At 73.6% G+C, this 24430-nt stretch carries 21 protein-coding genes; 8 read left to right on the forward strand and 13 right to left on the reverse strand.

From position 1 onward, the window contains the following. Positions 1 to 250, forward strand: a 250-nt coding sequence (locus AB0D01_RS11820; protein ID WP_363054971.1) for a hypothetical protein, incomplete at its 5' end; no start/stop codon positions are given. 178 nt (positions 251 to 428) lie between these two features. On the opposite strand, the gene AB0D01_RS11825 is transcribed toward AB0D01_RS11820, so the two are convergent. After that, entirely contained in the window at positions 429 to 1436 is a 1008-nt protein-coding gene (locus AB0D01_RS11825) for a stage II sporulation protein M (RefSeq protein ID WP_363054972.1), read from the reverse strand. A gap of 124 nt (positions 1437 to 1560) precedes the next feature. Between AB0D01_RS11825 and AB0D01_RS11830 the strand changes: the two genes are divergently transcribed. Next, positions 1561 to 2481, forward strand: coding sequence for an RDD family protein (locus AB0D01_RS11830; protein WP_363054973.1), 921 nt, complete (start codon positions 1561 to 1563; stop codon positions 2479 to 2481). Here the strand turns inward: AB0D01_RS11830 and AB0D01_RS11835 are convergent. Both AB0D01_RS11835 and ahcY read right to left on the reverse strand, forming a co-directional pair. Next, positions 2478 to 3140 carry a hypothetical protein gene (locus AB0D01_RS11835; RefSeq protein ID WP_363054974.1) on the reverse strand — a complete coding sequence of 221 codons (663 nt, stop codon included), beginning with the start codon at positions 3138 to 3140 and terminating at the stop codon, positions 2478 to 2480. The two genes, AB0D01_RS11830 and AB0D01_RS11835, sit on opposite strands and share 4 nt — an antisense overlap. 92 nt (positions 3141 to 3232) lie before the next feature. Beyond that, entirely contained in the window at positions 3233 to 4669 is a 1437-nt protein-coding gene (gene ahcY, locus AB0D01_RS11840) for an adenosylhomocysteinase (RefSeq protein ID WP_363054975.1), read from the reverse strand. A gap of 354 nt (positions 4670 to 5023) precedes the next feature. Between ahcY and AB0D01_RS11845 the strand changes: the two genes are divergently transcribed. Together AB0D01_RS11845 and lepB are read left to right on the forward strand one after the other, a co-directional pair. After that, the gene (locus tag AB0D01_RS11845) at positions 5024 to 7102 is read left to right on the forward strand and encodes a PTS fructose transporter subunit IIABC (protein WP_363054976.1); all 2079 of its coding nucleotides are present in this window, start codon (positions 5024 to 5026) and stop codon (positions 7100 to 7102) included. Positions 7103 to 7286: 184 nt separating this feature from the next. Beyond that, complete coding sequence (gene lepB, locus AB0D01_RS11850) at positions 7287 to 8123, forward strand: signal peptidase I (RefSeq protein WP_363054977.1); 837 nt, start codon at positions 7287 to 7289, stop codon at positions 8121 to 8123. 63 nt (positions 8124 to 8186) lie between these two features. Here the strand turns inward: lepB and AB0D01_RS11855 are convergent, their stop codons facing one another. The 6 genes from AB0D01_RS11855 to AB0D01_RS11880 all read right to left on the reverse strand — a co-directional run bounded on the left by AB0D01_RS11855 (position 8187) and on the right by AB0D01_RS11880 (position 14033). Next, a complete protein-coding gene (locus tag AB0D01_RS11855) occupies positions 8187 to 9131 on the reverse strand; it encodes a cation diffusion facilitator family transporter (protein ID WP_363054978.1) in 945 nt (314 codons plus the stop codon). 73 nt (positions 9132 to 9204) lie between these two features. Next, entirely contained in the window at positions 9205 to 10362 is a 1158-nt protein-coding gene (manA, locus tag AB0D01_RS11860) for a mannose-6-phosphate isomerase, class I (protein ID WP_363054979.1), read from the reverse strand. A 66-nt stretch (positions 10363 to 10428) separates the two neighbouring features. After that, positions 10429 to 11562 carry an SIS domain-containing protein gene (locus AB0D01_RS11865; protein ID WP_363054980.1) on the reverse strand — a complete coding sequence of 378 codons (1134 nt, stop codon included), beginning with the start codon at positions 11560 to 11562 and terminating at the stop codon, positions 10429 to 10431. An 85-nt stretch (positions 11563 to 11647) separates the two neighbouring features. Further along, positions 11648 to 11833, reverse strand: coding sequence for a Trm112 family protein (locus AB0D01_RS11870; RefSeq protein WP_363054981.1), 186 nt, complete (start codon positions 11831 to 11833; stop codon positions 11648 to 11650). 301 nt (positions 11834 to 12134) lie between these two features. Continuing rightward, the gene (locus AB0D01_RS11875) at positions 12135 to 13505 is read right to left on the reverse strand and encodes a phosphomannomutase/phosphoglucomutase (protein WP_363054982.1); all 1371 of its coding nucleotides are present in this window, start codon (positions 13503 to 13505) and stop codon (positions 12135 to 12137) included. Positions 13506 to 13583: 78 nt separating this feature from the next. Further along, positions 13584 to 14033, reverse strand: a complete 450-nt coding sequence (locus AB0D01_RS11880; RefSeq protein WP_363054983.1) for a DUF3499 domain-containing protein — start codon at positions 14031 to 14033, stop codon at positions 13584 to 13586. Between the two features lie 243 nt (positions 14034 to 14276). Between AB0D01_RS11880 and AB0D01_RS11885 the strand changes: the two genes are divergently transcribed. Then, the gene (locus AB0D01_RS11885; protein WP_363055157.1) at positions 14277 to 14660 is read left to right on the forward strand and encodes a metallopeptidase family protein; all 384 of its coding nucleotides are present in this window, start codon (positions 14277 to 14279) and stop codon (positions 14658 to 14660) included. Positions 14661 to 14714: 54 nt separating this feature from the next. Here the strand turns inward: AB0D01_RS11885 and AB0D01_RS11890 are convergent, their stop codons facing one another. The 3 genes from AB0D01_RS11890 to AB0D01_RS11900 all read right to left on the reverse strand — a co-directional run bounded on the left by AB0D01_RS11890 (position 14715) and on the right by AB0D01_RS11900 (position 20447). After that, the gene (locus tag AB0D01_RS11890; RefSeq protein ID WP_363054984.1) at positions 14715 to 16226 is read right to left on the reverse strand and encodes a DUF5719 family protein; all 1512 of its coding nucleotides are present in this window, start codon (positions 16224 to 16226) and stop codon (positions 14715 to 14717) included. Continuing rightward, positions 16223 to 19789 carry a glycosyltransferase family 2 protein gene (locus tag AB0D01_RS11895; RefSeq protein WP_363054985.1) on the reverse strand — a complete coding sequence of 1189 codons (3567 nt, stop codon included), beginning with the start codon at positions 19787 to 19789 and terminating at the stop codon, positions 16223 to 16225. The genes AB0D01_RS11890 and AB0D01_RS11895 overlap by 4 nt, the downstream gene beginning before the upstream one ends. A 394-nt stretch (positions 19790 to 20183) precedes the next feature. Beyond that, positions 20184 to 20447 (reverse strand): WhiB family transcriptional regulator, encoded by a 264-nt coding sequence (locus AB0D01_RS11900; protein ID WP_003983763.1) that lies wholly within the window; start codon positions 20445 to 20447, stop codon positions 20184 to 20186. 641 nt (positions 20448 to 21088) lie between these two features. Between AB0D01_RS11900 and AB0D01_RS11905 the strand changes: the two genes are divergently transcribed. Genes AB0D01_RS11905 through AB0D01_RS11915 form a run of 3 tightly spaced genes read left to right on the forward strand, consistent with a single transcriptional unit; the run spans position 21089 to position 23915 of the window. Next, the gene (locus AB0D01_RS11905; protein WP_363054986.1) at positions 21089 to 21616 is read left to right on the forward strand and encodes a cysteine dioxygenase family protein; all 528 of its coding nucleotides are present in this window, start codon (positions 21089 to 21091) and stop codon (positions 21614 to 21616) included. Positions 21617 to 21663: 47 nt separating this feature from the next. Next, positions 21664 to 22623, forward strand: coding sequence for a 2-phospho-L-lactate transferase (gene cofD / locus AB0D01_RS11910; protein WP_363054987.1), 960 nt, complete (start codon positions 21664 to 21666; stop codon positions 22621 to 22623). Then, positions 22620 to 23915 (forward strand): coenzyme F420-0:L-glutamate ligase, encoded by a 1296-nt coding sequence (locus AB0D01_RS11915; protein ID WP_363054988.1) that lies wholly within the window; start codon positions 22620 to 22622, stop codon positions 23913 to 23915. Before cofD ends, AB0D01_RS11915 begins: the two co-directional genes overlap by 4 nt. Positions 23916 to 23960: 45 nt before the next feature. Here AB0D01_RS11915 and AB0D01_RS11920 read toward each other — a convergent pair whose 3' ends face one another. Next, complete coding sequence (locus tag AB0D01_RS11920; protein WP_363054989.1) at positions 23961 to 24377, reverse strand: helix-turn-helix transcriptional regulator; 417 nt, start codon at positions 24375 to 24377, stop codon at positions 23961 to 23963. Between the last annotated feature and the right edge of the window lie 53 nt (positions 24378 to 24430).

Consider the following 24430-nt stretch of genomic DNA (forward strand, 5'->3'; position numbering starts at 1 on the left):
TCAACTTCTGGCGTTGATTTTTGGCACGCTGTTGAGTTCTCAAGGAACGGACGCTTCCTTTGTACTCACCCTATCGGGCTTTCCTCCGGGCTTTCGTTCTGTGTTCTTGCGTTTCCGACTCTATCAGACTCTTTCGGGCCCGATTTCCTCGGTGCTTTCGAGGTTCTGCGCTTTCGCGCTTTCCCTTTCCGGCGGTTCCGACTCTATCAGAAGTTTTCCACCGGATTTCCCGGCTTCGTGTCCTGAATGAGGAGTCGAGTGTGCCCTCTCGGAATTCAATTCCTGGGGGCGAGATGAGACTTTAAACCATCGCTGCCGAACTTGTCCAGTTCGAGGCAACCGTTCGAATCTACCTCCCCGCTCCGACCGTGTCAACAGCCTTTGCGGGACGACGAGGAGACTAGCAGCTCAGCGGGCTCGTCCGCACATCACGCCGCGGTGGGCAGGGCCGCCGTCCGGTCCGCTTCCTCCACGTCGCCCACCTCGCCCGCGCGGGCGGCGCGGCCGCCGAGGACGTACACGTAGACGAGGAAGAGCGCCTCCGCCACGACGCCGATGGTGATGCGTGCCCAGGTGGGGAGGCCGGAGGGGGTGACGAAGCCTTCGATCAGGCCGGAGACGAACAGGACCAGGGCCAGGCCGATGGCCATGCCGAGGGCGGCGCGGCCTTGCTCTGCGAGGGCCGCGCGGCGGGTGCGGGGGCCCGGATCGATGACCGTCCACCCCAGGCGCAGGCCCGTGCCCGCCGCGACGAACACGGCGGTCAGTTCGAGCAGGCCGTGCGGGAGGATCAGGCCGAGGAAGACGTCGAGACGGCCGGCCGAGGCCATCAGGCCGATGCCGACGCCCAGGTTCGCCATGTTCAGGAAGAGGATCCACAGCACCGGCAGGCCCAGGAAGGCCCCCATGACCAGGCAGATCGCCGCGGCCTGCGCGTTGTTCGTCCAGACCTGGGCGGCGAACGAGGCCGCCGGATGGCTGGAGTAGTACGTCTCGTACTCACCCCCCGGCTCGGTCAGTGCCTTCAGCTGCTCGGGGGCGGCGATGGAGCCCTGCACCTCGGGGTGCGTGGCTATCCACCAGCCGATGAGCACGCCCAGGGCCGTGGACAGCAGGGCGGTGGGTATCCACCAGCGGCGGCTGCGGTAGACCGCCGCGGGGAAGCCGGCGGTGAAGAAGCGGGCCGCGTCGCGCCAGCTCGCCCGACGGGTGCCGGTGACGGTTGCCCTGGCGCGGGCGACGAGCTGCGTGAGGCGGCCCGTCAGCATCGGGTCGGGGTGGCTCGACTGGATCAGGGACAGATGGGTGGAGGTGCGCTGGTAGAGCGCGACGAGCTCGTCGGCCTCCGCCCCCGTGAGCCGTCGGCCGCGGCCGAGGAGCTGCTCCAGGCGCGCCCACTGCGCCTGGTGGGTCGCCACGAAGACGTCGAGATCCATCCGGCTACCGCTCCCCTGCCCCGGGCCGTACGGGAGGCCACCCGATTCGGCTTACTTCTCCTGTGGTCAGCTTGGCAGACTGGAACGCACAGGGGCGGGTCAGGTCGGTGAAAGGGTGCGTTCGGTGAGCGATCTGGTGACGGGCGACGCGGTCGTCCTGGGTCTGCGGCCTGCGAGGCTGCCGAGTCGGGCGCTGGCGATCCTGCTCGACCTCGTCGTGTACGTCGTCGGATACCTGCTCGTCGCCCTCGGCCTGGTCTTCGCGACCGCCTCGCTGGACCCGGCCGCGCGGGCGGCGGTGTCGGTGGCGACCTTCGTGCTCGTGCTCGTCGGGGTGCCGATCGCGGTGGAGACGCTGACGCACGGGCGCTCGCTGGGGAAGCTGGCCTGCGGACTGCGCGTGGTGCGGGAGGACGGCGGCCCGATCCGGTTCCGTCACGCGCTGGTGCGCGGGGCGCTGGGGGTCGTGGAGTTGCTCCTGACCTTCGGGGCCGTGGCCTGCATCGCCTCGCTGGTCTCGGAGCGGGGGCGGCGGCTCGGGGACGTGTTCGCGGGGACGCTGGTGATCCGGGAGCGGGTGCCGGGTGCGCGGGTGATGCCGGTGCCACCGCCGCCGCCGTGGCTCGCGGGACGGTTCGCGGGGTTGGACCTCTCGGCGGTGCCGGAGGGGCTGTGGCTGGCGGTACGCCAGTACCTGACGCGCATGGACCAGCTCGACCCGCACACGAGCGCGGTGATGGCGGCCCGGCTCGCCGACGACCTGGTGGCCCGGACCGGGGCGCCGGCGCCGGCCGGGGTGCCGGCCGCCGCGTTCCTGATGGCGGTGGTGCACGAACGGCAGTCCCGGGACGCCGCCCGTGCCTACGCGGCGATGGCGGCCGCGCCGGCGGCCCCGACCGTGCCGGTCCCCGCGGCGCCGGCCCCGATGCCATCGCCGTCGCCGATGCCGATGCCGATGCCCGCGGCGGCGCCGGTCGTTCCCGTGGCTCCCGTTGCTCCCGTCGCCGCTCCCGTGCGCGGGACCGGGTTCGCGCCGCCTTCCTAGAAGTCCCCGAAGTCCTCGGAGCCCTCGGGGCCCTCGGCCTCGTCGTCCGTGAAGGTGGACGGCGGGCTCTCCAGGTGTTCGAGTTCGATGCCGGGTGCCGAGAGGACCACGTCGCCGGCGATGTGCACGGTGTGGACCTCGCCCGTGTCGAGCGCGGTGACCCGGTACTCGTCCACCCCGAGCGGGCCACTGTCCGTGGCGTGCTCCGCGCGGGAGACCAGGGCCCAGGCCTGGTCGACCGTACGGGCGGCCAGCACCGGATCGGTCAGGGCGACGAGGCGCACGCGGGCCGCCGGGGCGCCCGGGGCCAGGCGCAGCAGGCGGGCCGTGGCGACGAGGAACGCCGGGGAGGTGCCGGTGAAGCCGGGGGCGCGGACGTTGCCCTCGGTGGCCTCGGCGCCGGAGGGGTCGGTGCGGACCCAGGTGACGCCGTCGATGGCGGCGCCGCGCACCTGCCAGCTGTGGGCGTTGACCTCCAGACGGATGGGTCGGCCGAGGGCGTCGACGGCGAGGTCGACCGAGCCCCGGTGTTCGCCGTCGGGAGTGGTCAGCTGGGAGACGTAGCGCCAGCCGGACGGGCCCGGGGCGCAGTGGAAGTGCTCCTCGCCGAGGGGGGCGTGGTCGTGCGGGTCGTGGAGCGAGTAGCGGCCGCGTGGCATGGGTGTGGTCCTTGCGTACGTACGGGGCAGGCCCCCGGCAGTGGTGCCGGGGGCCTGACTCGGTGCTGTGGATCCGCGGGTGCGCCGACGGATCAGTAGCGGTAGTGGTCCGGCTTGTACGGGCCCTCGACCTTGACGCCGATGTAGGCGGCCTGCTCGGGGCGCAGGGTGGTGAGCTTGACGCCGAGGGCGTCGAGGTGGAGGCGGGCGACCTTCTCGTCGAGGTGCTTGGGGAGCACGTAGACGTCGGTCGGGTACTCGGACGGCTTCGTGAAGAGCTCGATCTGGGCCAGGGTCTGGTCCGCGAAGGAGTTCGACATGACGAAGGACGGGTGGCCGGTCGCGTTGCCGAGGTTCAGCAGGCGGCCCTCGGACAGGACGATGAGGACCTTGCCGTCGGGGAACTTCCAGGTGTGGACCTGGGGCTTGACCTCGTCCTTGACGATGCCCTCGATCTTGGCGAGGCCGGCCATGTCGATCTCGTTGTCGAAGTGGCCGATGTTGCCCACGATGGCCTGGTGCTTCATCTTGGCCATGTCGGCGGCCATGATGATGTCCTTGTTGCCGGTGGTGGTGATGAAGATGTCGGCGGTCTCGACGACGTCGTCCAGGGTCGCGACCTGGTAGCCGTCCATGGCGGCCTGGAGGGCGCAGATCGGGTCGATCTCGGTGACGATGACGCGCGCGCCCTGGCCGCGGAGGGACTCGGCGCAGCCCTTGCCGACGTCGCCGTAGCCGAAGACGACCGCGACCTTGCCGCCGATGAGGACGTCGGTGGCGCGGTTGATGCCGTCGATGAGGGAGTGGCGGCAGCCGTACTTGTTGTCGAACTTCGACTTGGTGACGGCGTCGTTCACGTTGATGGCCGGGAAGAGCAGGGAGCCCTCGGACATCATCTCGTAGAGGCGGTGGACACCGGTGGTGGTCTCCTCCGTCACGCCGCGGATCTCGGAGGCGAGCTGCGTCCACTTCTGCGGGGACTCGCCGAGGGTGCGGTTGAGGAGCGTGAGGATGTGCGCGTATTCCTCGGAGTCCGCGGTGGACGGGTCCGGGGCGGAGCCGACCTTCTCGAACTCGACGCCCTTGTGGACGAGGAGGGTGGCGTCACCACCGTCGTCGAGGATCATGTTCGGGCCGCCGGTGGGGGTGTTCGGCCAGGTCAGCGCCTGCTCCGTGCACCACCAGTACTCCTCCAGCGTCTCGCCCTTCCAGGCGAAGACGGGTACGCCCTGCGGGTTCTCCGGGGTGCCGTTCGGGCCGACGGCGATGGCGGCGGCCGCGTGGTCCTGGGTGGAGAAGATGTTGCAGGAGGCCCAGCGGACGTCGGCGCCGAGGGCGACGAGGGTCTCGATGAGGACGGCGGTCTGCACGGTCATGTGCAGCGAGCCGGTGATGCGGGCGCCGGCCAGGGGCTGGGCCTCGGCGTACTCGCGACGGATCGACATCAGGCCGGGCATCTCGTGCTCGGCCAGGGTGATCTCCTTGCGGCCGAAGTCGGCGAGGGAGAGGTCTGCGACCTTGAAGTCCATGGGTGCTGCTCCTCATGGTTCGAGAGGGTGGGTACGGCTGAGCCGCGCGCCGTCGGGGACGGGTGCGCCCGAGCACAGTCCGTCGGGGGCCCTCTCTCCCCTCGGCCGGTCCGGAGGACCGCCCGATTGCCATCAGCAGCGACGCCTGACACTGATGACGAATCTACACCGATCGGCCCAGCGGGCCCCAGCGGACCGCCAAACACGTCGCGACTTCGAGCTCGGGCCCTCCGGCGGTCCGGTTCGGGGCCTTTCGGACTTTTGATCCGCCTCTTACCTGGGGCACGATTCCGTTGGGTCGGGCGTACGCGCGATCCGGCAGGACCCGATGACGCGGCGTGTGAGGAGATTCCAGTGACCAGTCCAGCCGGCCCTCCCGGAGACGGGGGCGCGAGCGGGCGCAGGCGCCCGAGGTTGCTCGCCGTCACGGCGTGCCCGACGGGCATCGCGCACACCTACATGGCCGCGGAGAAGCTCCAGCAGGCCGCCGCCGAGCTCGGTGTCGACATGAAGGTGGAGACCCAGGGCTCGATCGGGGCCGAGAACGTGCTCTCTGACAACGATGTCAGAGAGGCGGACGGCATCATCATCGCCGCCGACAAGGAGGTGGACCGGGAGCGGTTCGCGGGCAAGCGGGTCCTGGCGACCGGCGTCGCGGACGGCATCCACCGGCCGAAGGAACTGATCGAGGGGGTGCGGACGGCGCCGGTGCAGACCGGCGGCGCGCCGGCCGCCGGCGGCGGGGGCGGGGGCGGGGGCAAGGAGCGCAGCCTCGCGTACAAGGCGCTGATGAACGGCGTCTCGTACATGATCCCGTTCGTGGTGGTCGGCGGTCTGCTGATCGCCATCGCGCTGGCGCTGGGCGGTCACGCCACCGCGGAGGGGTACGCGACGACCCCCGGCACCTTCTGGGACCACCTCTTCCAGATCGGTGTCCTCGGCTTCACGCTGATGATCCCGATCCTGTCGGGCTACATCGCCTACGCGATCGGCGACCGACCGGCGCTGGTGCCCGGCATGATCGGCGGGTTCATCGCCAACACCGGCGCGCTCTACGACTCCAAGTCGGGCGCCGGTTTCATCGGGGCGATCGTGACGGGCTTCCTGGCCGGCTACCTGGTCCTGTGGATCAAGAAGGTCAAGGTCCCCAAGGTCGTCCAGCCCATCATGCCGATCATCGTGATCCCGATCGTGGCGACGACGGCGCTCGGCCTGTTCTTCATCTACGTCATCGGCAAGCCGATCTCGTGGATCTTCGAGAGCCTGACGGGTTGGTTGTCCGGGTTGACCGGCACCAGCGCGATCCTGCTCGGCGCGCTGCTGGGTCTGATGATCGCCTTCGACATGGGCGGTCCGGTCAACAAGACGGCCTTCCTCTTCGGTACGGGGCTCATCGCGTCCGGCAACTACGCGGTCATGGGCATGTGCGCGGCGGCCATCCCGGTCATGCCGCTCGGCCAGGGGCTGGCGACGGTGCTGCGGCGCGGGCTGTACTCGGAGCAGGAGCGCGACACGGGCATGGCGGCGCTGTTCATGGGCGTGTTCGGCATCTCCGAGGGGGCGATCCCCTTCGCGGCGGCGCGGCCGGCGATCGTCATCCCGGCGAACATGCTCGGCGGCGCGGTGGCCGGTGCGATCGCGGGCGTGGCCGGCGTCGGTGACCACGTGCCGCACGGCGGTCCGATCGTGGCCGCGCTGGGCGCCGTCAGCGGGGTCGGCTGGTTCCTGATCGCGATCGTGGCGGGCACCGTGGTGACCGCACTCACCACCAACGCGCTGATCGGGCTCAAGGAGCGCGGGGCGCGCGGCGGGGTGCCGGTGACGGCCGGGGTCGCGCCGGTGGCCGAGCCCGTCCCGGCGGGGGTCGGCGTGGGCGTCGGTGCCGGTGCCGGTGTGGGCGTCGGCGGTGTCGGGTCCGGTGCGGGCGCGGCGGCCGGGGCGGCCCCGGCGGCGCTCGCGACGGCGGAACCGGAGGCGGAGGTGCTGTCCGGGTACCTGACGGAGCGGACCGTCAGGACGGAGCTGGCGGCCGACTCCAAGGAGGCGGCCATCCGCGAAATGGCCGAGATGCTGGCCGGCACCGGCAACGTCCGGGACGTGGAGGAGCTCGTACGGGTCGCCCTGGCCCGCGAGGCGCAGGGGACGACGGGGCTCGGCGAGTCCATCGCCATCCCGCACGCCAAGACGGACGCCGTGACGAGGCCCACCGTGGGCTTCGCCCGGTCCGCCGAGGGCATCGAGTGGGGTTCGCTGGACGGGACGAAGGCCCGGCTGGTGTTCATGATCTCGGTACCGGAGGCGGCGGCCGGCGACGAGCACCTGAGGATCCTGGCCCTGCTGTCGCGCAAGCTGATGGACGCCGATTTCCGGTCCCGGCTGCAGAGCGCGCCCGACGGGCGGGCCGTCGTCGACGTGCTGCGGGAGATCCGCTAGCCGGGCCCCGCGCCCCTGCTCCGTCGGGTCCCGTACCGCACCGGTACGGGACCCGACGTCGTGCGCGCGGTGTCCGCGCAGTGTCCGAATCGGTATCTACGGACATGCCGCACCGGGGCCCCGACGGCATCGGCGGCGTCCGTGTCGACCTACGATGCAAGGCAGGTACATCGGAAGGGACGAAATGGAACACAGGCCAGGACGCAGGCGCGGGATCGCGGCGATCGTCCTGCTGGTGCTCGGAGCGGTCATCCTCGGGGGGGTGACGGTGGCGAAGGCGGTGGACCCGCCCGCACGGTACAAGGAGGGCAGGCAGGTCGGCTGGACCATGACCCCGACCTACACCAACGGGGAGACCATCTACCTGGAGCCGGTCGCCAAGGGCAAGGTGCGGCGCGGTGACGTCGTGCTCGCCTCCGTGCCGTGGTCCATGCAGAAGACCCAGATGAACCGGGTGGTGGCGGTCGGCGGCGACCGCATCCAGTACAAGCCGAGCAGCAAGGTGGCCGGGCAGTACCGGCTGGTGCTGAACGGGACCCCGCTGGACGAGCCGTACCTGGAGCAGTGGAAGTTCCCCTCGACGGTGGCCTTCAACGTGAAGGTGCCCAAGGGACACGTCTTCCTGATGGCCGACAACCGGCTGAACTCGGACGGCTCGCAGTTCGCGAACAACGGCCCGGTCCCGGAGAGCAGGATCGTCTCCAAGGTCGTGGCCTACCCGATGGCCAAGATGGCGGTGTGGGGTCAGCTGGCCGGTGTGCTGGTGATGCTGATCGGCGCCGGGCTGGCGTTCGTGGCGCGGCGGGCGCGGCGGCGCGCTCCGGCGGCGGCGTCCGTGTCGGCGTCGGCTCCGGCGTCGGCTCCGGGGTCCGTGTCGGTGCCGGCTCCGGCGGCTCCGGCGGGCGGTGCGACGGTTCCGGCCGCGACGCCTGCCGCGCCGACCGCGCAGAACCCTTCGGCGGCTCCGGCCGGCGCGAACGGCGCGGCCGGCGCCGGGGAGCCCGCGGACGTGCAGTCGTAGGAACGAGGAGCGGGACGTGACGAGGGCCCCGCGGCCGGTCGGCCGCGGGGCCCTCGTCGTGCGTCACAGGCTCTTGACGGCCGCGGCGCCGGCCGCGTCGGGGTTGTAGATGTCCGGCTCCAGGTAGATCACGCGGGCGATCGGCACGGCCTCGCGGATGCGGGCCTCGGCGGCGTTGATGGCGGCGGCCACCTCGGTGGCGGTGTCGTTGCCCTCCACCGCGATCTTGGCGGCGACCAGGAGCTCCTCGGGCCCGAGGTGCAGGGTGCGCATGTGGATCACGCGGGTGACGACGTCGCCGTCGACGACCGCGGCCTTGATCTTCTCGACCTCTTCGGTGCCGGCGGCCTCGCCGAGCAGCAGGGACTTGGTCTCCAGGGCGAGGACGACGGCGATGACGATGAGCAGGACGCCGATGCACAGGGTGCCGATGCCGTCCCAGACGCCGTTGCCGGTCAGCAGGGCGAGGCCCACGCCGCCGAGGGCGAGGACGAGGCCGACGAGCGCGCCGAGGTCCTCCAGCAGGACGACGGGCAGCTCGGGGGCCTTGGCCCGCTTGACGAACTGGCTCCAGCTCAGGGAGCCGCGGGTCTCGTTCGACTCCTTGATCGCGGTGCGGAACGAGAAGCTCTCGGCGATGATCGCGAAGACGAGCACGCCGACGGGCCAGTACCAGGCCTCGATCTCGTGGGGGTCGTGGATCTTCTCGTAGCCCTCGTAGATGGCGAACATGCCACCGACGGTGAAGAGCACGATGGAGACGAGGAAGGCGTAGATGTAGCGTTCCCGCCCGTACCCGAAGGGGTGTTGGGGGGTCGCCTCGCGCTGCGCCTTCTTGCCGCCGAGCAACAGCAGGCCCTGGTTGCCGGAGTCGGCGACCGAGTGGACGCTTTCCGCGAGCATCGAAGAGGAGCCGCTGAAGAGGAACGCCACGAATTTGGCTACAGCGATGGCGAGGTTGGCGGCGAGTGCCGCCACGATCGCCTTGGTACCGCCCGACGCGCTCATGGGTGCGAGATTCCCTTCCTGGCCACTGACTACGGCCGCACATTGTTGCAGGTACCCGTGCGGCCGGAGCCCGTCAGACGACGACGGTGGCCCGGAAGACGGTTCCGGTACCGGACAGTTCGACCTTTTCGCCCGCGGGGACGAAGACCGATTCACCGGGGGCGAGGGTGACCCCGTCCACCGCCGGGCCGCCCGCCGTGCAGAGCAGGATCTGCGGGGTGGCGTCGGGCAGGGTGCGCGGGGCGCCCCCCGCGGCGAGGACGAAGCGGGAGAGGCGGAACTCGTCGATGGGGGTCTCGTAGACCTCCTCGCCGTCGCCCTCGGGGCGCAGCAGACCGGGGGCGCTGGGCTCGAAGATGACGACCTTGAGCAGTTCGGGGACGTCGACGTGCTTGGGCGTGAGGCCGCAGCGCAGGACGTTGTCGGAGTTGGCCATGAGCTCGACGCCGAGGCCGTCGAGGTAGGCGTGCGGGACGCCGGCGCCGAGGAACATGGCCTCGCCGGGCTGGAGTCGTACGTGGTTGAGCAGCATCGCCGCGATGACGCCCGGGTCGCCGGGGTAGTCGTGGACGAGGCCGGCGTACGGGGCGTAGGGGCCGCCGAGGCGCTCGGCGGCGGCCGCCGCCTCGGTGACCGTACGGGCCATCTCCGCGCGGTCGGCGGTCAGTACGGCGGTGAGGACCTCGCGCAGGGCGGCTTCCTCGGGGTGGGCGCGCAGCAGGTCCACGTACGGCTTGAGGGAGTCGACGCCGAGCCCTTCGAGGAGGTCGGCCGCCTCGCGCGGCGGGCGGAAGCCGCACAGGCCGTCGAACGGGGTGAGGGCGCAGATCAGTTCGGGCTTGTGGTTGGCGTCCTTGTAGTTGCGGTGGCCCGCGTCGATCGGGACACCGCGCCGCTCCTCGTCCTCGAACCCGGCCCTGGCCTGGTCGAGGTCGGGGTGGACCTGGAGGGAGAGGGGGGCGCCGGCGGCGAGGAGCTTGAGGAGGAACGGCAGGCGGGGGCCGAACCGGGCGACGGCGGCGGCGCCGAGCTGCCCCTCGGGGTCGGCGGCGATGACGGCCGAGAGCGTCGTCTCGCCCTCGCCGCGGTCGAGGCGGGAGGGGGCGCCGGGGTGGGCCCCCATCCACATCTCGGCCTGGGGTTCACCGGTGGGCTCCACCCCGAGGAGGGTGGGGATCGCGGTGGTGGAACCCCACGCGTAGGGGCGGATCGTGTTCGTCAGGCGGTCCATCGTCGTCTTCCTGGATGTGGAGCGGTGCGGGTGGGGCGGGCACGGGTGTGTGCCGCGGCCGAGGCGTCAGCCGTGTCCCCGGGATGCCAGCGCCAGGTAGGCGGTGGCGAAGTCCGTGACGGCGAGGAGTTCGGCGAGCTGTTCCAGCTCCACGCCCTCCTCCGGTTCGAGTTCGCTGATGGCCGTGTCGTGGCTCAGGGCGAGTTCGCGGGCGGCGGGCGCCGCGGTGAGGCCGCCGGCGGGCCGGTCGCGCAGCAGGACGACGCGGGCGCGCAGGGCCTGCGGTTCCTCGACGCGGTCGCGGAAGAAGTCGTCGGGGTCGGCGCCGGCGGCGAAGGCTCCGGCGAGCAGGACGCCGTGCGCGGGCAGCGCCTCGGGGAGGTCGGCGGCGAGGGCGGGGCGGCCGGCGAGTTCGGCGAGGGTGGCGGCGAAGCGGCGGCCGGCGGCGCCGGCGGCGGTGCCCTCGCTCCAGATGAGCGGGAGGGAGTCGGCGAGTTCGGCCGCGAGGGTCTTGGCGGGGTTGGAGTAGGTGACGATGGCCGGGCCGCAGCGTTCGGCGGTGCGGTCGAGGCGGTCGGCGACCAGTTGGAGGGTGTCGGGGGCGGCGGTGACCAGCCCGACGCGGTCGAGGAGCAGCAGCAGCGGGGTGAGCAGCGCCCAGAGGGCGCCGGGGCCGGCCGCGGCGGACTCGTCGTACTCCTGGTACGGGGCCTTGGCCATCGGTACGAGGACCCCGTGGGCGCCGTCGACGGCCTCGCTCAGCGGGGAGCGTTCGGGGGCCACGGCGACGACGGTGCAGCCGCGCCGGTAGGCCTGCTCGGCGAGGACGGCGAGGCCGGGTTCGGTGCCGTCGGTGGTGGCGAGGAGCAGCAGGTCCACGGGGCCGGCCCAGCCGGGCAGCGTCCAGCGCAGGGCGCCGGCGGCGTGCGCGACGCCGGTGGGGTGCAGTCGGATGACGGGGGCCGAGGCGCCGGCGAGGGCGCCGAGGAGGTCGGCGACGCCGGTGGCGGCGGTGCCGGGGCCGGCGATCAGCACCGAGCGGGGGCGGCCGTCGGGGCGCAGGTCCGCGATGCCGGCCTCGGTCGCGTGTCGGGCGGCGGTGCGGACCCGGGCCCCGGCGTCGGCGGCGCCGCGGAGCAGTCCGCGGCGGTCGGCCCGGGCGAGATCGTCCGGTGCGTCGAGGAGTGACTCGTCGAGCATGGCGGCCTCCGGCGGTGTTGACGACGGCGTCTGCTGATGCGGTGCGGGTGCGTGGCGGCGGCGGGCGGGCCGGGCCGGAACGGGCTCAGGCGGGGCGGCGGGCCTCGTCCACGAGGAGGACCGGGATGCCGTCGCGGACCGGGTACGCGAGGCCGCAGTCCTGGCCGGTGCAGAGCAGCTCGGGCGCGGTCTCGTCCGCCGACCGGTCCCGGAGGGGGGCGTGGCAGGCGGGGCAGGCGAGGATCTCCAGCAGGCCGGCTTCGAGCGGCATGGTGCGGTTCCCTTCGGGATGCGGATTGGGCGAGGTCAGCGTACCGCCGAGTCACCTGCGGTGCGGCTTGAAGGGGGTCGGTCCGCGCCCGGCGGCCGGTCGGGGCGCGGGCGGGGCGTCGGGGGCGGTGCTGTCGGGGGCGTCGGGTGCGGCGGTGTCGGGTGCGGCGCTGTGCGGTGCCGTCGGGGGGCGTGTGCCCCGTGGCGCCGCGGCCGAACGCCGGCGGGCCCGAATTCGCGGCGGCCCGCCGCCTCCGGGGGAGGCGGCGGGCACCGTGGACGGCTGCGGCCGGGTGGGCCGGTCAGGCGCGGACGAGGGCGAGGACCTCGTCGCGGATCCGGGCCAGGGTGGCCTCGTCGCGGGCCTCGACGTTGAGGCGCAGGAGCGGCTCGGTGTTCGAGGGGCGGAGGTTGAACCACCAGTCGGCGGAGGAGACCGTGAGGCCGTCCAGCTCGTCGAAGGTGACCCCGTCCTGGGCGGCGTAGACGGCCTTGACCTCGGCCGTGCGGGCGGCCTGGTCGGCGACGGTGGAGTTGATCTCGCCGGAGCCGACGTAGCGGTCGTAGGAGGAGACCAGGTCGGACAGGGTGCCCTCCTGGCCGCCGAGGGCCGCGAGGACGTGGAGCGCGGCGAGCATGCCGGTGTCCGCGTTCCAGAAGTCCTTGAAGTAGTAGTGCGCCGAGTGCTCGCCGCCGAAGATGGCGCCGGTGGTGGCCATCTCCTGCTTGATGAACGAGTGGCCGACGCGGGTGCGGACGGGGGTGCCGCCGTTCTCCTTGACGACCTCCGGCACGGACCAGGAGGTGATCAGGTTGTGGATGACGGTGCCGGTGCCGCCGTTGCGGGCGAGCTCGCGGGCCGCGACCAGGGCGGTGATGGCGGACGGGGAGACGCCCTCGCCGCGCTCGTCGACGACGAAGCAGCGGTCGGCGTCGCCGTCGAAGGCGAGGCCGAGGTCGGCGCCCTCGGCGATCACGCGGGCCTGGAGGTCGACGATGTTCTTCGGGTCGAGGGGGTTGGCCTCGTGGTTCGGGAAGGTCCCGTCCAGCTCGAAGTACATGGGGACGAGGTCCAGCGGGAGGCCCTCGAAGACGGTGGGGACGGTGTGGCCGCCCATGCCGTTGCCCGCGTCGACGACGACCTTGAGCGGGCGGATGGCGGTGAGGTCGACCAGGCCCTTGAGGTGCTCGGCGTAGCCGACGAGGGTGTCCTGCTCGGTGACGGTGCCCGGGACGGTGCCGGCGGGGACCTCGGGGGCGCCCTCGTCGGTCCACTTCTCGGCGAGCTCGCGGATGGTGGCGAGGCCGGTGTCCTGGCCGACCGGGGCGGCGCCGGCGCGGCACAGCTTGATGCCGTTGTACTGGGCCGGGTTGTGGGAGGCCGTGAACATCGCGCCCGGCAGGTCCAGCTTGCCGGAGGCGTAGTACAGCTGGTCCGTGGAGCACAGCCCGATCAGGGTGACGTCGACGCCGCGGGCGGCGGCGCCGCGGGCGAAGGCGGCCGACAGGCCGGGCGAGGAGGGGCGCATGTCGTGACCGACGACGATCGCCGTGGCTCCGGTGACCTCCACGAACGCAGCACCGAACAGCTCGGCCAGGGGCTCGTCCCACTCGTCCGGTACGACGCCACGTACGTCGTAGGCCTTGACGATGTTCGAAAGATCTGCGGCCACTGCCTGCCCTCCTGAAGGTTCTGTGCGGTGGAGCAAACCTACCCTGTGCGGAGAGTGGCTTTTCAGACGATCCGAGTGTCAGGAGTCGGGCGAACGCAGGACGCGCAGGTGTCCGCGACGGGTCTCCCCCGTGGCGGGTCCCCCCGATCCGGCCCCTCCGGCCTCGGCGGCGCGCTCGGGCGGGCGGGCCGCCTCACGAACGGCGTTGGCCAAGGCTTCGAGGTCGTCTCCGCTGGGGCGCGAGGGCCCGGAGCCGTCCGACAGGCGGACGACGTCCCAGCCGCGCGGTGCGGTCAGACGCTCGGAGTGCTCGGCGCACAGGTCATAGCAGTGGGGTTCGGCGTAGGTGGCGAGCGGGCCGAGAACTGCGGTCGAGTCGGCGTAGACGTACGTCAGTGTGGCGACGGCAGGGCGGCCGCACGCGGTGCGCGAACAGCGACGTACAAGGCTCACGACGTTGGACGGTACCGCACTCTTGACCGGGCCGCGACGACTCGACCGCCGCTCACTCCCCCGTGTCGTGCTCACCGGGGGTGACGAAAGGGGCCTCCGCGTGCGCGATGGCGCCCGATCCCGGCCGGATCGCCGCGCGGTCCACATCGGCGCGACACCAGCTCGTGACCGGATCGAGGCCCTGCCGGTATCCGGGGTGAGGGCTACCCTGCGGGGGTGACGGACAGCCAGATTCCTCCCCGCCCCGTGCCCCCCGGCGGGAGCGGCCCGAGCCCCCACGAGCCCAGGCCCCGGCGCCGCGACCGGCACGGCCGGGGGATGCGCGGGCCGCTGGCCCCGCCCCAGGTGCCGCTGTCGGCGAGCCGGGCGGAGGTCTTCGGCGACCTCGTACGGGATTCCGTCGAGCGGCTGGAGCGGCGCTGGACGCAGCTGGCCGAGGTGGAGTTCGTGGTGGCGGACGTCCCCGGTCCGCCGGGCGGCCCGGACGGCGGCTGGAACGACGAGGCGGTCCCGCTGGGCGGGCTGGTGGAGGCCCAGGGCGGACGTCCGGCCCGGATCGTGGTGTTCCGGCGGCCGGTGGAGATCCGGGCGAAGTCGCGCGACGACCGGGCGCTGCTGGTGCACGAGATCGTGGTGGAGCAGGTGGCGGAGCTGCTCGGGCTCTCCCCCGAGACGGTGGACCCGCGCTACGGGCAGGACTGAGCCCGCCCCCGCCCGGGGCCTCGCGGGGCCGGGCGGGGTCGGGGTCGGGGTCGGTCAGCGGATCAGGATCGACGGGTCCTCGACGGCCCGGGGGACGGACACCGTCGAGCGGTCGTCGGTGAAGGTCTGCACCGTGAACATCGGGATCCCGTCGCGCGGCAGCGTCAGGGTGCGCGCCGCGTGGACGGGGCCGCCCGAGAGGGTCTCCAGCGTCAGCGCGTAGGCGCCCTTGCCGCCGGCGGGCGCGGGCGGCGCGCCGATCGCGAGGGTGGTGCCCGCCTTGACGGTGACCTCCTTGACGACGCCCTCGCCGCCATCGGTGCCCGCGGTGGCGGTGATCCGCACGGTGGCGTCGGCCCCCGCCGCGTTCGTGAGGGCGAGGGTGTTCGTGGCCTTGTCCCCCGTGCGGTTGTCTGCGACGGTCGCGCGGGCCCCCACCGGGGCGCTCGCGGGGATGAAGCCCAGTTCCTGCTTGGCGCCGGTGCCCCGGACCACGCGCAGCGCCGCGACGACCGGTACGGCCTTCCTCGGGTCGACGGGGGTCAGCAGCAGGGAGCCGGCCTCGCCGCGGGTGAGGGCGCCCAGGTCGACGTCGGAGGTCATGCCGGCCTTGAGGTGCAGCTGTTCGTTGCCGGCGGGGCTGATGGAGCCGGTCGGGCCGGACAGGGCGAGGGCGAGGTCGGCGTCGTCCTCGCCGGGGGCGAAGGCGACGAGCCGTACGGAGGTGGCGTCGGCGGGGATGCCGGGCAGCACCAGGGAGCCGGCCGGTCCCTCGGAGGCCGGCAGCCAGTCGGCGCCGACCCCGTCCTCGGCGATCTGCGCGGAGACCCCGACCCGGCCCGAGCCCGTCGTCACGTGCGCGGTGACGTTCGGGAGGGGGGCCTCGGGGGCGAGGGAGGACAGCAGCACCTTGGTGGTGGAGCGGGGTTCGACGGCGATGACGGCGTCGGCGGTGCCCGGCTTGGCCTTGAGCAGGCCGTCCGGTCCGTAGAGCTTGATGTCGACCTCGGCGACGGTGTCGTCGGGGTTGGTGAGGTGCAGGTAGTCCTGGCGGCCCCTGGCGGTGCTGACGCCGGGGAACCAGAAGTCGGTGGCGGGGACCGAGCAGGCGACGCCGAGCAGGCCGCGGGCCTGTCCGACGGAGACCTCGGTGGTCTGTTGGGCGGTCCAGCCGGGGGCCAGGACCCCTTCGGCGGCGCCGGTCAGCGCGGGGGCCTCGGCTCCGGAGGCGGTGGCGGCGACGGGCCGGCCGGGTTCCTTCGGCTCCAGGACCGTCTTGCCCTCCTTCGTCGCGAGGCGGGCCGAGGGCCTGGCGTCCTTGTCGCCGCCCCGGCCGTCGCCGGTGGCCTTGCCGGGGGTGAGGGAGGTGTAGGTGGTCTCGGCGATGTCCGAGGTGCTGGGCGAGGGGCACACCAGCACGGATCGTTCCACCGGCATCCGGGCGGCGCCGGCGGCCCGGCCGGCGTCGGCGGGGCCGGCGGTGGGCGCGGTGAGGAAGGCCAGGCCGCAGGCGGCGGCGAGGGCGACCGTCACCGCCACCGGGGTCAGGGGGGCGCGCTGCTTCACTGCCGGTTGCTCCCGTCCGGACGCGGGTCGTGCTGTCCGTAGGCGTCGTACCCCGGTTCGGGGGAGCCGTAGGGCTCGTGGGGCGGCTGTCGGGGGTGCGGGGGACCGATCGGCGCGTGCGGGTCCGGGTGCGCGTACGGCTCCTCGTGGGAGCGGTGGTCCTGGTAGGCGTACGTCTCCTCCCCGTAGACCTGTTGTCCGGGGATCCGCGCGTACGGGTCCACGAGGGAGGCGGACGCCGGTTCGGGCGCGGGGCGCCGGGGGGCGCCGGGGCGGCGGGCGCGGCGGCCCCGGCCGGCCCCGCCGCCCGCGTCGGCGCCGTCCGCGTCGGTGTCCTCCTCGGGGAGGTCGTCGTCGAGCCGGCGGCGGCGCCCGGGCAGGGCCATGACCAGGAGCAGGAGACAGAGGGCGCCCTGGGTCCAGTGCCAGGCGTCGCGCAGGGGCGCGTCCCGGTGGACGAGGTCGAGTCGGCCGCCCTCGGCGGGCAGGGCGAAGCCCTGGGCCCAGCCGTCGAGGGTCCGGGGGGCGAGGGGCCTGCCGTCGAGGGTGGCGTGCCAGCCCGGGTCGGCGCGGTCGGCGACGCGCAGGGTGCGTCCCTCCTCGCCGGGCGGGATCTTGGTGTGGGCCTCGACGGGGCCGGCGTCGACGGCGATGGGTTCTCGGCCGGGCCGGTCGGGGACGATGGCGACGCGGGCGGGCAGCCGCTGGACCTCCCAGACGGCGGTGCCGTCGTCCTGGTGGCGCTGCTTGAGGCCGGGGGTGCCGTCGAGGGTCCGGCGCATCCGGGGGGAACCGCCGGGCGGGATCATCACGTAGCGGACGGCGAAGGCGCCGAGTTGTTCGGACTGGTTGGCGCCGGAGCCGGAGACCAGGCTGGAGACGGCCTTGGCCAGGCGGGGGTCGGCGCCGGCGTCGGCGAGGAGTTCGGCGTCGCCGAGGCGGACGCCGGGACCGCGGACCAGGGTGTAGGAGACGGTGTCGGGCGAGGCGCCGCCGAGGACGAGGGTCCGGGTGCGGTTGCTGTCCTCGGACTGGGCGGCGACGAAGGCGGGGACCTGGACCGGGTCGCGGCGGTGCAGCGGGCCGTCGGCGCCGGCGAGGACCCAGGCCGCGGCGGCGAACAGCGGGCCGACGGTGGCGGCGAGGGCGACGAGGACGGCCAGCGGTTGGCGCCAGCCGAAGCTGCGGGCGGCGACGCGGTGGCGGGCGCCGTCGGCTCCGAGGACGACGGCGGCGATGAGCCCGAGCCCGTACAGGAGGGTGGCGGGGCCGGCCCAGCCGTCGCGGTTCAGGAGGACGGCGAGGAAGAGTCCGGCGAGGGCCGCGGTCCAGGCGGCGGCGATGGCGGGGCGGCGGTCGGCGCGCAGCAGGGCGGCGAGGGCCGCGGGGAGCAGGCCGAGGAGGAGGACGCCGCCTCCGGTGCCGGGGCCGCCGGGGCTCGCGCCGAGCAGGTCGAGGGCGTCGGCGGAGCGTGCGCCGAAGGGCAGGCCGGCCTCGCGCAGGAAGCGGGCGGGGTGCGCGAGCAGGGTCAGGGACCAGGGCGCGAGGACTAGGAGGGGGACGAGGAGGGCGGCCAGGAGGCGGGGGGCGTACGTCTTCGCGCGGGCGCGGCGCACGAGGAGCGCGGCGGGCGCGAGGAGGACCGCGAGGGGCCACGCGACGGGGGTGAAGGCGGTGGCCAGGGCGAGCAGGAGGGCGAACGTCCACACCGGGCGCCAGGCTCCGTGCCGTTCGGCCCCTTCGGAGCCGTCGGGGCCGTCCGCGGCGGCGGGGCCGAAGGCGGTGACGGCGCAGCGGGCGAGGAGGGGCAGGAGCACGGCGAGGACGGCGGTGCCCAGGCGGCCGCCGGCGAGGGCTCCGGTGACGGCCGGCAGGAAGGCGTAGGCGACGGCGGCCCAGGCGCGCAGGAGTCGGGAGGTGACGAGGGGCCGGGAGGCGACGTAGGCGGTGAGGCCGGCGAGCGGGACCGATCCGACGAGGAGCAGGGTGAGCGCGGCGTGGGTGGAGCCGAACAGGGGTGCGGCGAGGGCTCCGAGGACGGCGAGGTAGGGCGGCGCTCCGGCGGTGGTGCCGATGCCGGCCGGCTGCCAGTCGCCGGTGTAGCCGCGCCAGAGGTCGAGGCCGCCGGGCGGGGCGGGGAGCAGGGCGCCGCCCATGAGGGTGCCGCCGCCGATGAGGGCGCGGCAGGCGGCGAGGGAGAGGAGGAGCAGGGCCGCGAAGAGGACGGGGGCGGGCCTGCGGGTGATCCGGGTGAGACGGCCGGTGGGCGCGGCGTCCGGGTGGTCGACGTCCTCGCCGCCGGGTCCGGTGCCGGATCCGATGCCGCCGCCGTGCCGGCCGGTGGGGGCGGGGTCGGCGTCGCGGTCGGAGCCGAGGTGTCCGGCGAGTTGTTCGACGCCGGCGCGCAGGCCGGCGCCCGGCGGGGGGAAGAGGTGGCGCAGGGCGCCGGGGGGGACCGGTGGTCGGCGCCGGCGTCTGCGGGCGGCGAGGATCCGGCCGGGGCGCAGCAGGGTGGACAGGAGTCCGGTGAACTCGTCGACGGCCTGGCCGGGTGCCTTGCCGACGAGGTGGCCGAGGGTGCGCAGGACGGTGGCGACGATCAGGCGCAGCAGTGCCCACGGCAGGGCGCGGCCGGAGGAGTTGGCGAGGACGGTGTGGACGGCGCCGGCCTTGTCGACGCGGTGGGGGCTGACGGCGGAGCGGCCGGCGCAGTCGACGGTGCGGCGTTCGCGGGCGGCGGCCTCGGCGTGGCGCAGGACGGCGTCGGGGGCGACGAGGACCTCGTGGCCGGCGGACTGGGCCCGCCAGCACAGGTCGACGTCGTCGCGCATGAGGGGCAGTCGGCGGTCGAAGCCGCCGAGGGCGTCGTAGACGTCGCGGCGCACGAGCATGCCGGCGGTGGAGACGGACAGGACGCGGCGCACCTGGTCGTGTTGGCCCTGGTCCTGTTCGCGGCGGTCGAGTCCGGTCCAGCGGCGGCCGTCGCGGGTGAGGGTGACGCCGACTTCGAGGAGTTGCCTGGGGTCGTACCAGCCGCGCAGTTTGGGGCCGATGACGGCGGCTTCGGGGTTCTCGTCGGCGACGCGCAGGAGTTCGGTGAGGGCGTCGGTCTCGGGGGCGCTGTCGTCGTGGAGCAGCCAGAGCCACTGGACCGGTTCGCCGTGCGGGAGTTCGGGGAGGTCGTAGGAGTCATCGCGCCAGGTGCGGCTGACGGGGTCCCAGCCGCTGGGGCGCTTGAGGTAGGGGAGGTCCTCGGGCGTCAGGGTGCCCGCGGCGCGGGCGGCTTCGTCGACGGCGGCGCCGAATCCGGTGCGGCGGGCGAGGTGCAGGACGGCGTCCTCGCCGAGGGCTTCGGTGAGCAGGCGCGCGGACTCGTCGGAGCTTCCGGTGTCGGCGGCGACGTGTTGTTGCGCGGGGCGTTCCTGGGCGAGGAGGCCGGCGAGGGTCCGGGGCAGCCAGCGGGCTCCGTCGTGGGCGACGAGGACAGCAGTGACGACGTGCCGGGGGAACTCGGGGGTGGCGGCCGCCCGGTGGGAGGCCGTCGAGTTGCTGTGCAGGGACATCGCGGTACGGGCCCTCCGGCCGGGGATCCGGGGGTGGTGTGCCCTCGGAGGCTGCTGGACAGCGCCCCACACTAACGGCTGGGGAGACCCGTGTTCGCCCCCCGTGGCGAAGGTACGCGGAAGGGGTGGGGGCGCACGCGGAGCACGGAGGAGGGCGAGGTCGCGGGCGGGCGGGGCGGGGGGCCGGACGGGAGGCGGAACGGGGCGGAACGCGACGGTCCGCCTCCTGCGGGGAAGGTGCGGGAGGCGGACCGTTTGTTCTGCCGGACGAGGCCGGAGTTCCTGCGGGTGGTGCGGGTGTTACGGGTGGTGCGGGTCCCGCGCGTGGATATGTGAGGGGGCGTCCGGTGCGCGGCCGGCGCGTGGACCTCTCGGGCCGTGCGCGGTGGCCGGTTCAGACCGCGGCCTTTTTCAGCCGGCGGCGTTCGCGCTCGGACAGACCGCCCCAGATGCCGAACCGTTCGTCGTTGGCGAGGGCGTATTCGAGGCATTCGGAGCGGACTTCACAGGCCAGGCAGACCTTCTTGGCCTCCCGGGTGGAGCCGCCCTTCTCGGGGAAGAAGGACTCGGGGTCGGTCTGGGCGCAAAGAGCGCGCTCCTGCCATCCGAGCTCTTCGTCCGCCTCCTCGACCAGCAGTTCCTGAAACAGCTCGGTCATGTGCGCCCCTCGCTCTGTCTGTGCGTCCCCGTGGCCGCCGTCGCCGGTCACCCGGTAACGACACGAGTGAAATTACAAGTGTGTGGCTTCTGCCCAGTCAAGCCGAGATCTGCTATTGGGCGCCTTATTCACTCTGCGGAACCAAGCCTATGCAGTAAGTGTTCATATCGCCAAAAATCGTGACACAAGCAGCAGCCGCCCCTCGGGGGTCGTCCTCTCTCATGGGCGACGCGCCCCTCCGGGACGGGGTTGCGATTCGGCCGAAGATGCGGCTTGGATCACATTCCGATCACGAAGGGCGCCGGCTGGTTTGAGGGCGTTTCCCGTGGGGTTGGAGCGGCACATCCCCTGGCACGGACTGCACAAACCTTTCTCCGGGCACAGTAACCGGATGAGGTGAAACTTTTCCCGCAATCCGGACATTGGGTTGACAGTCAGACCCTTTCCCCGGTCTCCTTGTCTGCATGTCAGCGCCCGCAGCCGCCACCCGGACCCCCATTCGTGGGTTCCTGTGCGCTGCCCAGGTTCGCTGTTGCTGTTGTAGCTGTTGATGCCTCCGGAGCCCTGGGCTCCGTCGAGCTCCGGCCACTCCCCCACAGCAACCGCCCCGCACGCCTGACACCCGTCGAGGACACCCCACGATGAACAGCGCCTCCGCAGCCACCACCCTCCCCGCTCCGGTCGAGAGCGACCTCCAGATCGCCGGCGACATCCTCGCCGTCCAGCACCTCCTCCAGCCCGCCCGCGAGCACCCGACCACCGTCGCCGAGTTCGTCGGTCTCGCCCGCTCCGTCGCCGAGGACCGCACGAGCTGGGAACACCTGGTCCGCTACGACGCCACCACCCGCTGGTACCACCGCCTGCGCACCGGCCCCGGCTACGAGGTCTGGCTGCTCAGCTGGGTCCCCGGCCAGGGCAGCGGCGCCCACGACCACGGCGCCTCCTCCGGTGTCCTGACCGTCCTCGACGGCGAACTCACCGAGCACAGCGCGCGCGGCACCCTCGCGCTGGGCCCCGGCTCCCAGCGCGTCTTCGGCCCCGGCTACGCCCACGAGGTCGTCAACGACACCCTCGACGGGGCCGTCAGCCTGCACGTCTACTTCCCCGGCCTCACCGAGATGCCGATGCACAGCTGCTCCCCGGCCCGCGGGGAACGCGTACCGGCCTGAGGCCGACCGCCCCGGAGTCGACGGGTCGCGGCTGACAGACTGTCCGCATGCGCATTGTTGTTCTGGCCGGCGGCATCGGCGGCGCCCGCTTCCTCCGCGGACTGAAGGTCACCGTTCCCGACGCGGACATCACGGTCATCGGCAACACCGGTGACGACATCCACCTGTTCGGGCTGAAGGTGTGCCCCGATCTGGACACGGTGATGTACACCCTCGGCGGTGGCATCAACGAGGACCAGGGCTGGGGCCGCACCGACGAGTCCTTCACCGTCAAGGAGGAGCTCGCCGCGTACGGGGTCGGACCCTCCTGGTTCGGCCTCGGCGACCGCGACTTCGCCACCCACATCGTCCGTACGCAGATGATCGGCGCGGGCTACCCCCTCAGCGCCGTCACCGAGGCCCTCTGCGACCGCTGGCGGCCCGGCGTCCGGCTGCTGCCGATGTCCGACGACCGGGTCGAGACGCACGTCGCGATCACCGACCCCGACACCGGCGAACGCCGCGTCGTCCACTTCCAGGAGTACTGGGTCCGCCTGCGCGCCTCGCTCGACGCCGAGGCCGTCGTACCCGTCGGCGCCGAACGGGCCAAGCCCGCGCCCGGCGTGCTGGAGGCCATCGCCGCCGCCGACGTCATCCTCTTCCCGCCGTCCAACCCCGTCGTGTCCGTCGGCACCATCCTCGCCGTGCCCGGCGTCCGCGAGGCCGTCGCGGCCGCCGCGGCGCCCGTCGTCGGACTCTCCCCCATCGTCGGGGGCGCCCCCGTGCGCGGGATGGCCGACAAGGTCCTCGCCGCCGTCGGCGTGGAGGCCACCGCGACCGCCGTCGCCCTGCACTACGGCGCCGACCTGCTCGACGGCTGGCTCGTCGACACCGCCGACGCGGACGCCGTCACCGCCGTCGAGGCCGGCGGCATCGCCTGCCGCGCCGTACCGCTGATGATGACCGACCTCGACGCCACCGCCGCGATGGCGCGCGCCGCCCTGGACCTCGCGGAGTCGACCCGGTGAGCGAGCCCTCGTACCGGGTGAGCGCCGTCGCCGGCATCCCCGAGGTCCGGCCCGGTGACGACCTGGCGGCGCTGATCGCCGCCGCCGCCCCGGACCTGCGCGACGGCGACGTCCTGCTGGTCACCTCGAAGATCGTCTCGAAGGCCGAGGGGCGGATCGTCCGCGCCGACTCCCGCGAGGAGGCCATCGACGCCGAGACCGTACGCGTCGTCGCCCGCCGGGGCCCGCTGCGCATCGTCGAGAACCGGCAGGGCCTCGTCATGGCCGCCGCCGGCGTCGACGCCTCGAACACCGAGGCCGGGACCGTCCTGCTGCTGCCCGAGGACCCCGACGCCTCCGCCGCCGCGATCCGGGCCGGGCTGCGCGACCGGCTCTCCGCGGACGTCGGCGTCATCGTCACCGACACCTTCGGACGGCCCTGGCGCTCCGGGCTGACCGACGTGGCCATCGGCGCCGCCGGCGTCCGGGTCCTGGACGACCTGCGCGGCGGCACCGACACCCACGGCAACCCGCTGAGCGCCACCGTCGTCGCCACGGCCGACGAACTCGCCGCCGCCGGCGACCTCGTCAAGGGCAAGGCGAACGGCCTGCCGGTGGCCCTCGTCCGCGGCCTGGGGCACCTCGTCGGCGACGGCTCCACCGCCCGCGACCTGGTGCGCGACCCCGCCGACGACATGTTCCGCCTCGGCACCTCCGAGGCGGTCCGCGAGGCCGTCACCCAGCGGCGCACCGTACGGACCTTCACCGACGACCCGGTGGACCCCGGCGCCGTGCGGCGGGCGGTGGCGGCGGCGGTGACGGCCCCCGCCCCGCACCACACCACCCCGTGGCGGTTCGTGCTGATCGAGTCGGCCCCGGCCCGCCTGGAGCTGCTCGACGCGATGCGGGACGCCTGGATCGCCGACCTGCGCCGCGACGGGAAGTCCGAGGAGTCCATCGCCCGGCGGGTGCGGCGCGGGGACGTCCTGCGCGACGCCCCCTACCTGGTGGTGCCGTGCATGGTGACCGACGGGGCGCACCACTACGGGCACGCCCGGCGGGACGCGGCCGAGCGGGAGATGTTCGTGGTCGCCACCGGCGCCGGCGTGCAGAACTTCCTGGTCGCCCTGGCCGCGGAGCGGCTGGGCTCGGCATGGGTGTCCTCGACGATGTTCTGCCGGGACGTGGTGCGCAAGGTGCTCGCGCTGCCGGAGGACTGGGACCCGATGGGGGCCGTCGCCGTCGGTCGGGCCGCCGCCGCCGCGGCGGAGCGGCCCGCGCGCGACGCCGACGCGTTCATCGAGGTCCGGTAGCCGGGCCGGCGGGCGGCCCCGCGGGGCTCCCCGGCGGCCCGGGCGTCACGCGCGCCCGGGCCCGGGGCCGCCGTTCCTGATCGGGCGCGTGTGGATCTTGGCGAGGCAGGCGGGGACGTCGGCGCCCTCGTCGTGCGGGCGGGCCCGGTAGGCGCTCGGGCTCTCGCCGACCAGCTCGGTGAAGCGCGAGCTGAACGAGCCCAGGGACGTACAGCCCACCGCGAAGCAGACGTCGGTCACCGACAGGTCGCCCCGCCGCAGCAGCGCCTTGGCGCGCTCGATGCGCCGGGTCATCAGGTAGCTGTACGGGCTCTCCCCGAAGGCGGCGCGGAAGCTGCGGGAGAAGTGGCCCGCCGACATGAGGGCCTCGCCGGCCAGCGCGGTGACGTCGAGGGGCTCGGCGTAGTCGCGGTCCATCCGGTCGCGGGCCCGGCGCAGTCGGGCGAGGTCCTCCAGGTTCACCCGGACACCATCGCACAACGCCGGCCGCGCGGAGCCGGCCTTCGCGACCTTCC

Source organism: Streptomyces sp. NPDC048606 (genome assembly GCF_040650855.1).
Taxonomy (GTDB): Bacteria; Actinomycetota; Actinomycetes; order Streptomycetales; family Streptomycetaceae; genus Streptomyces.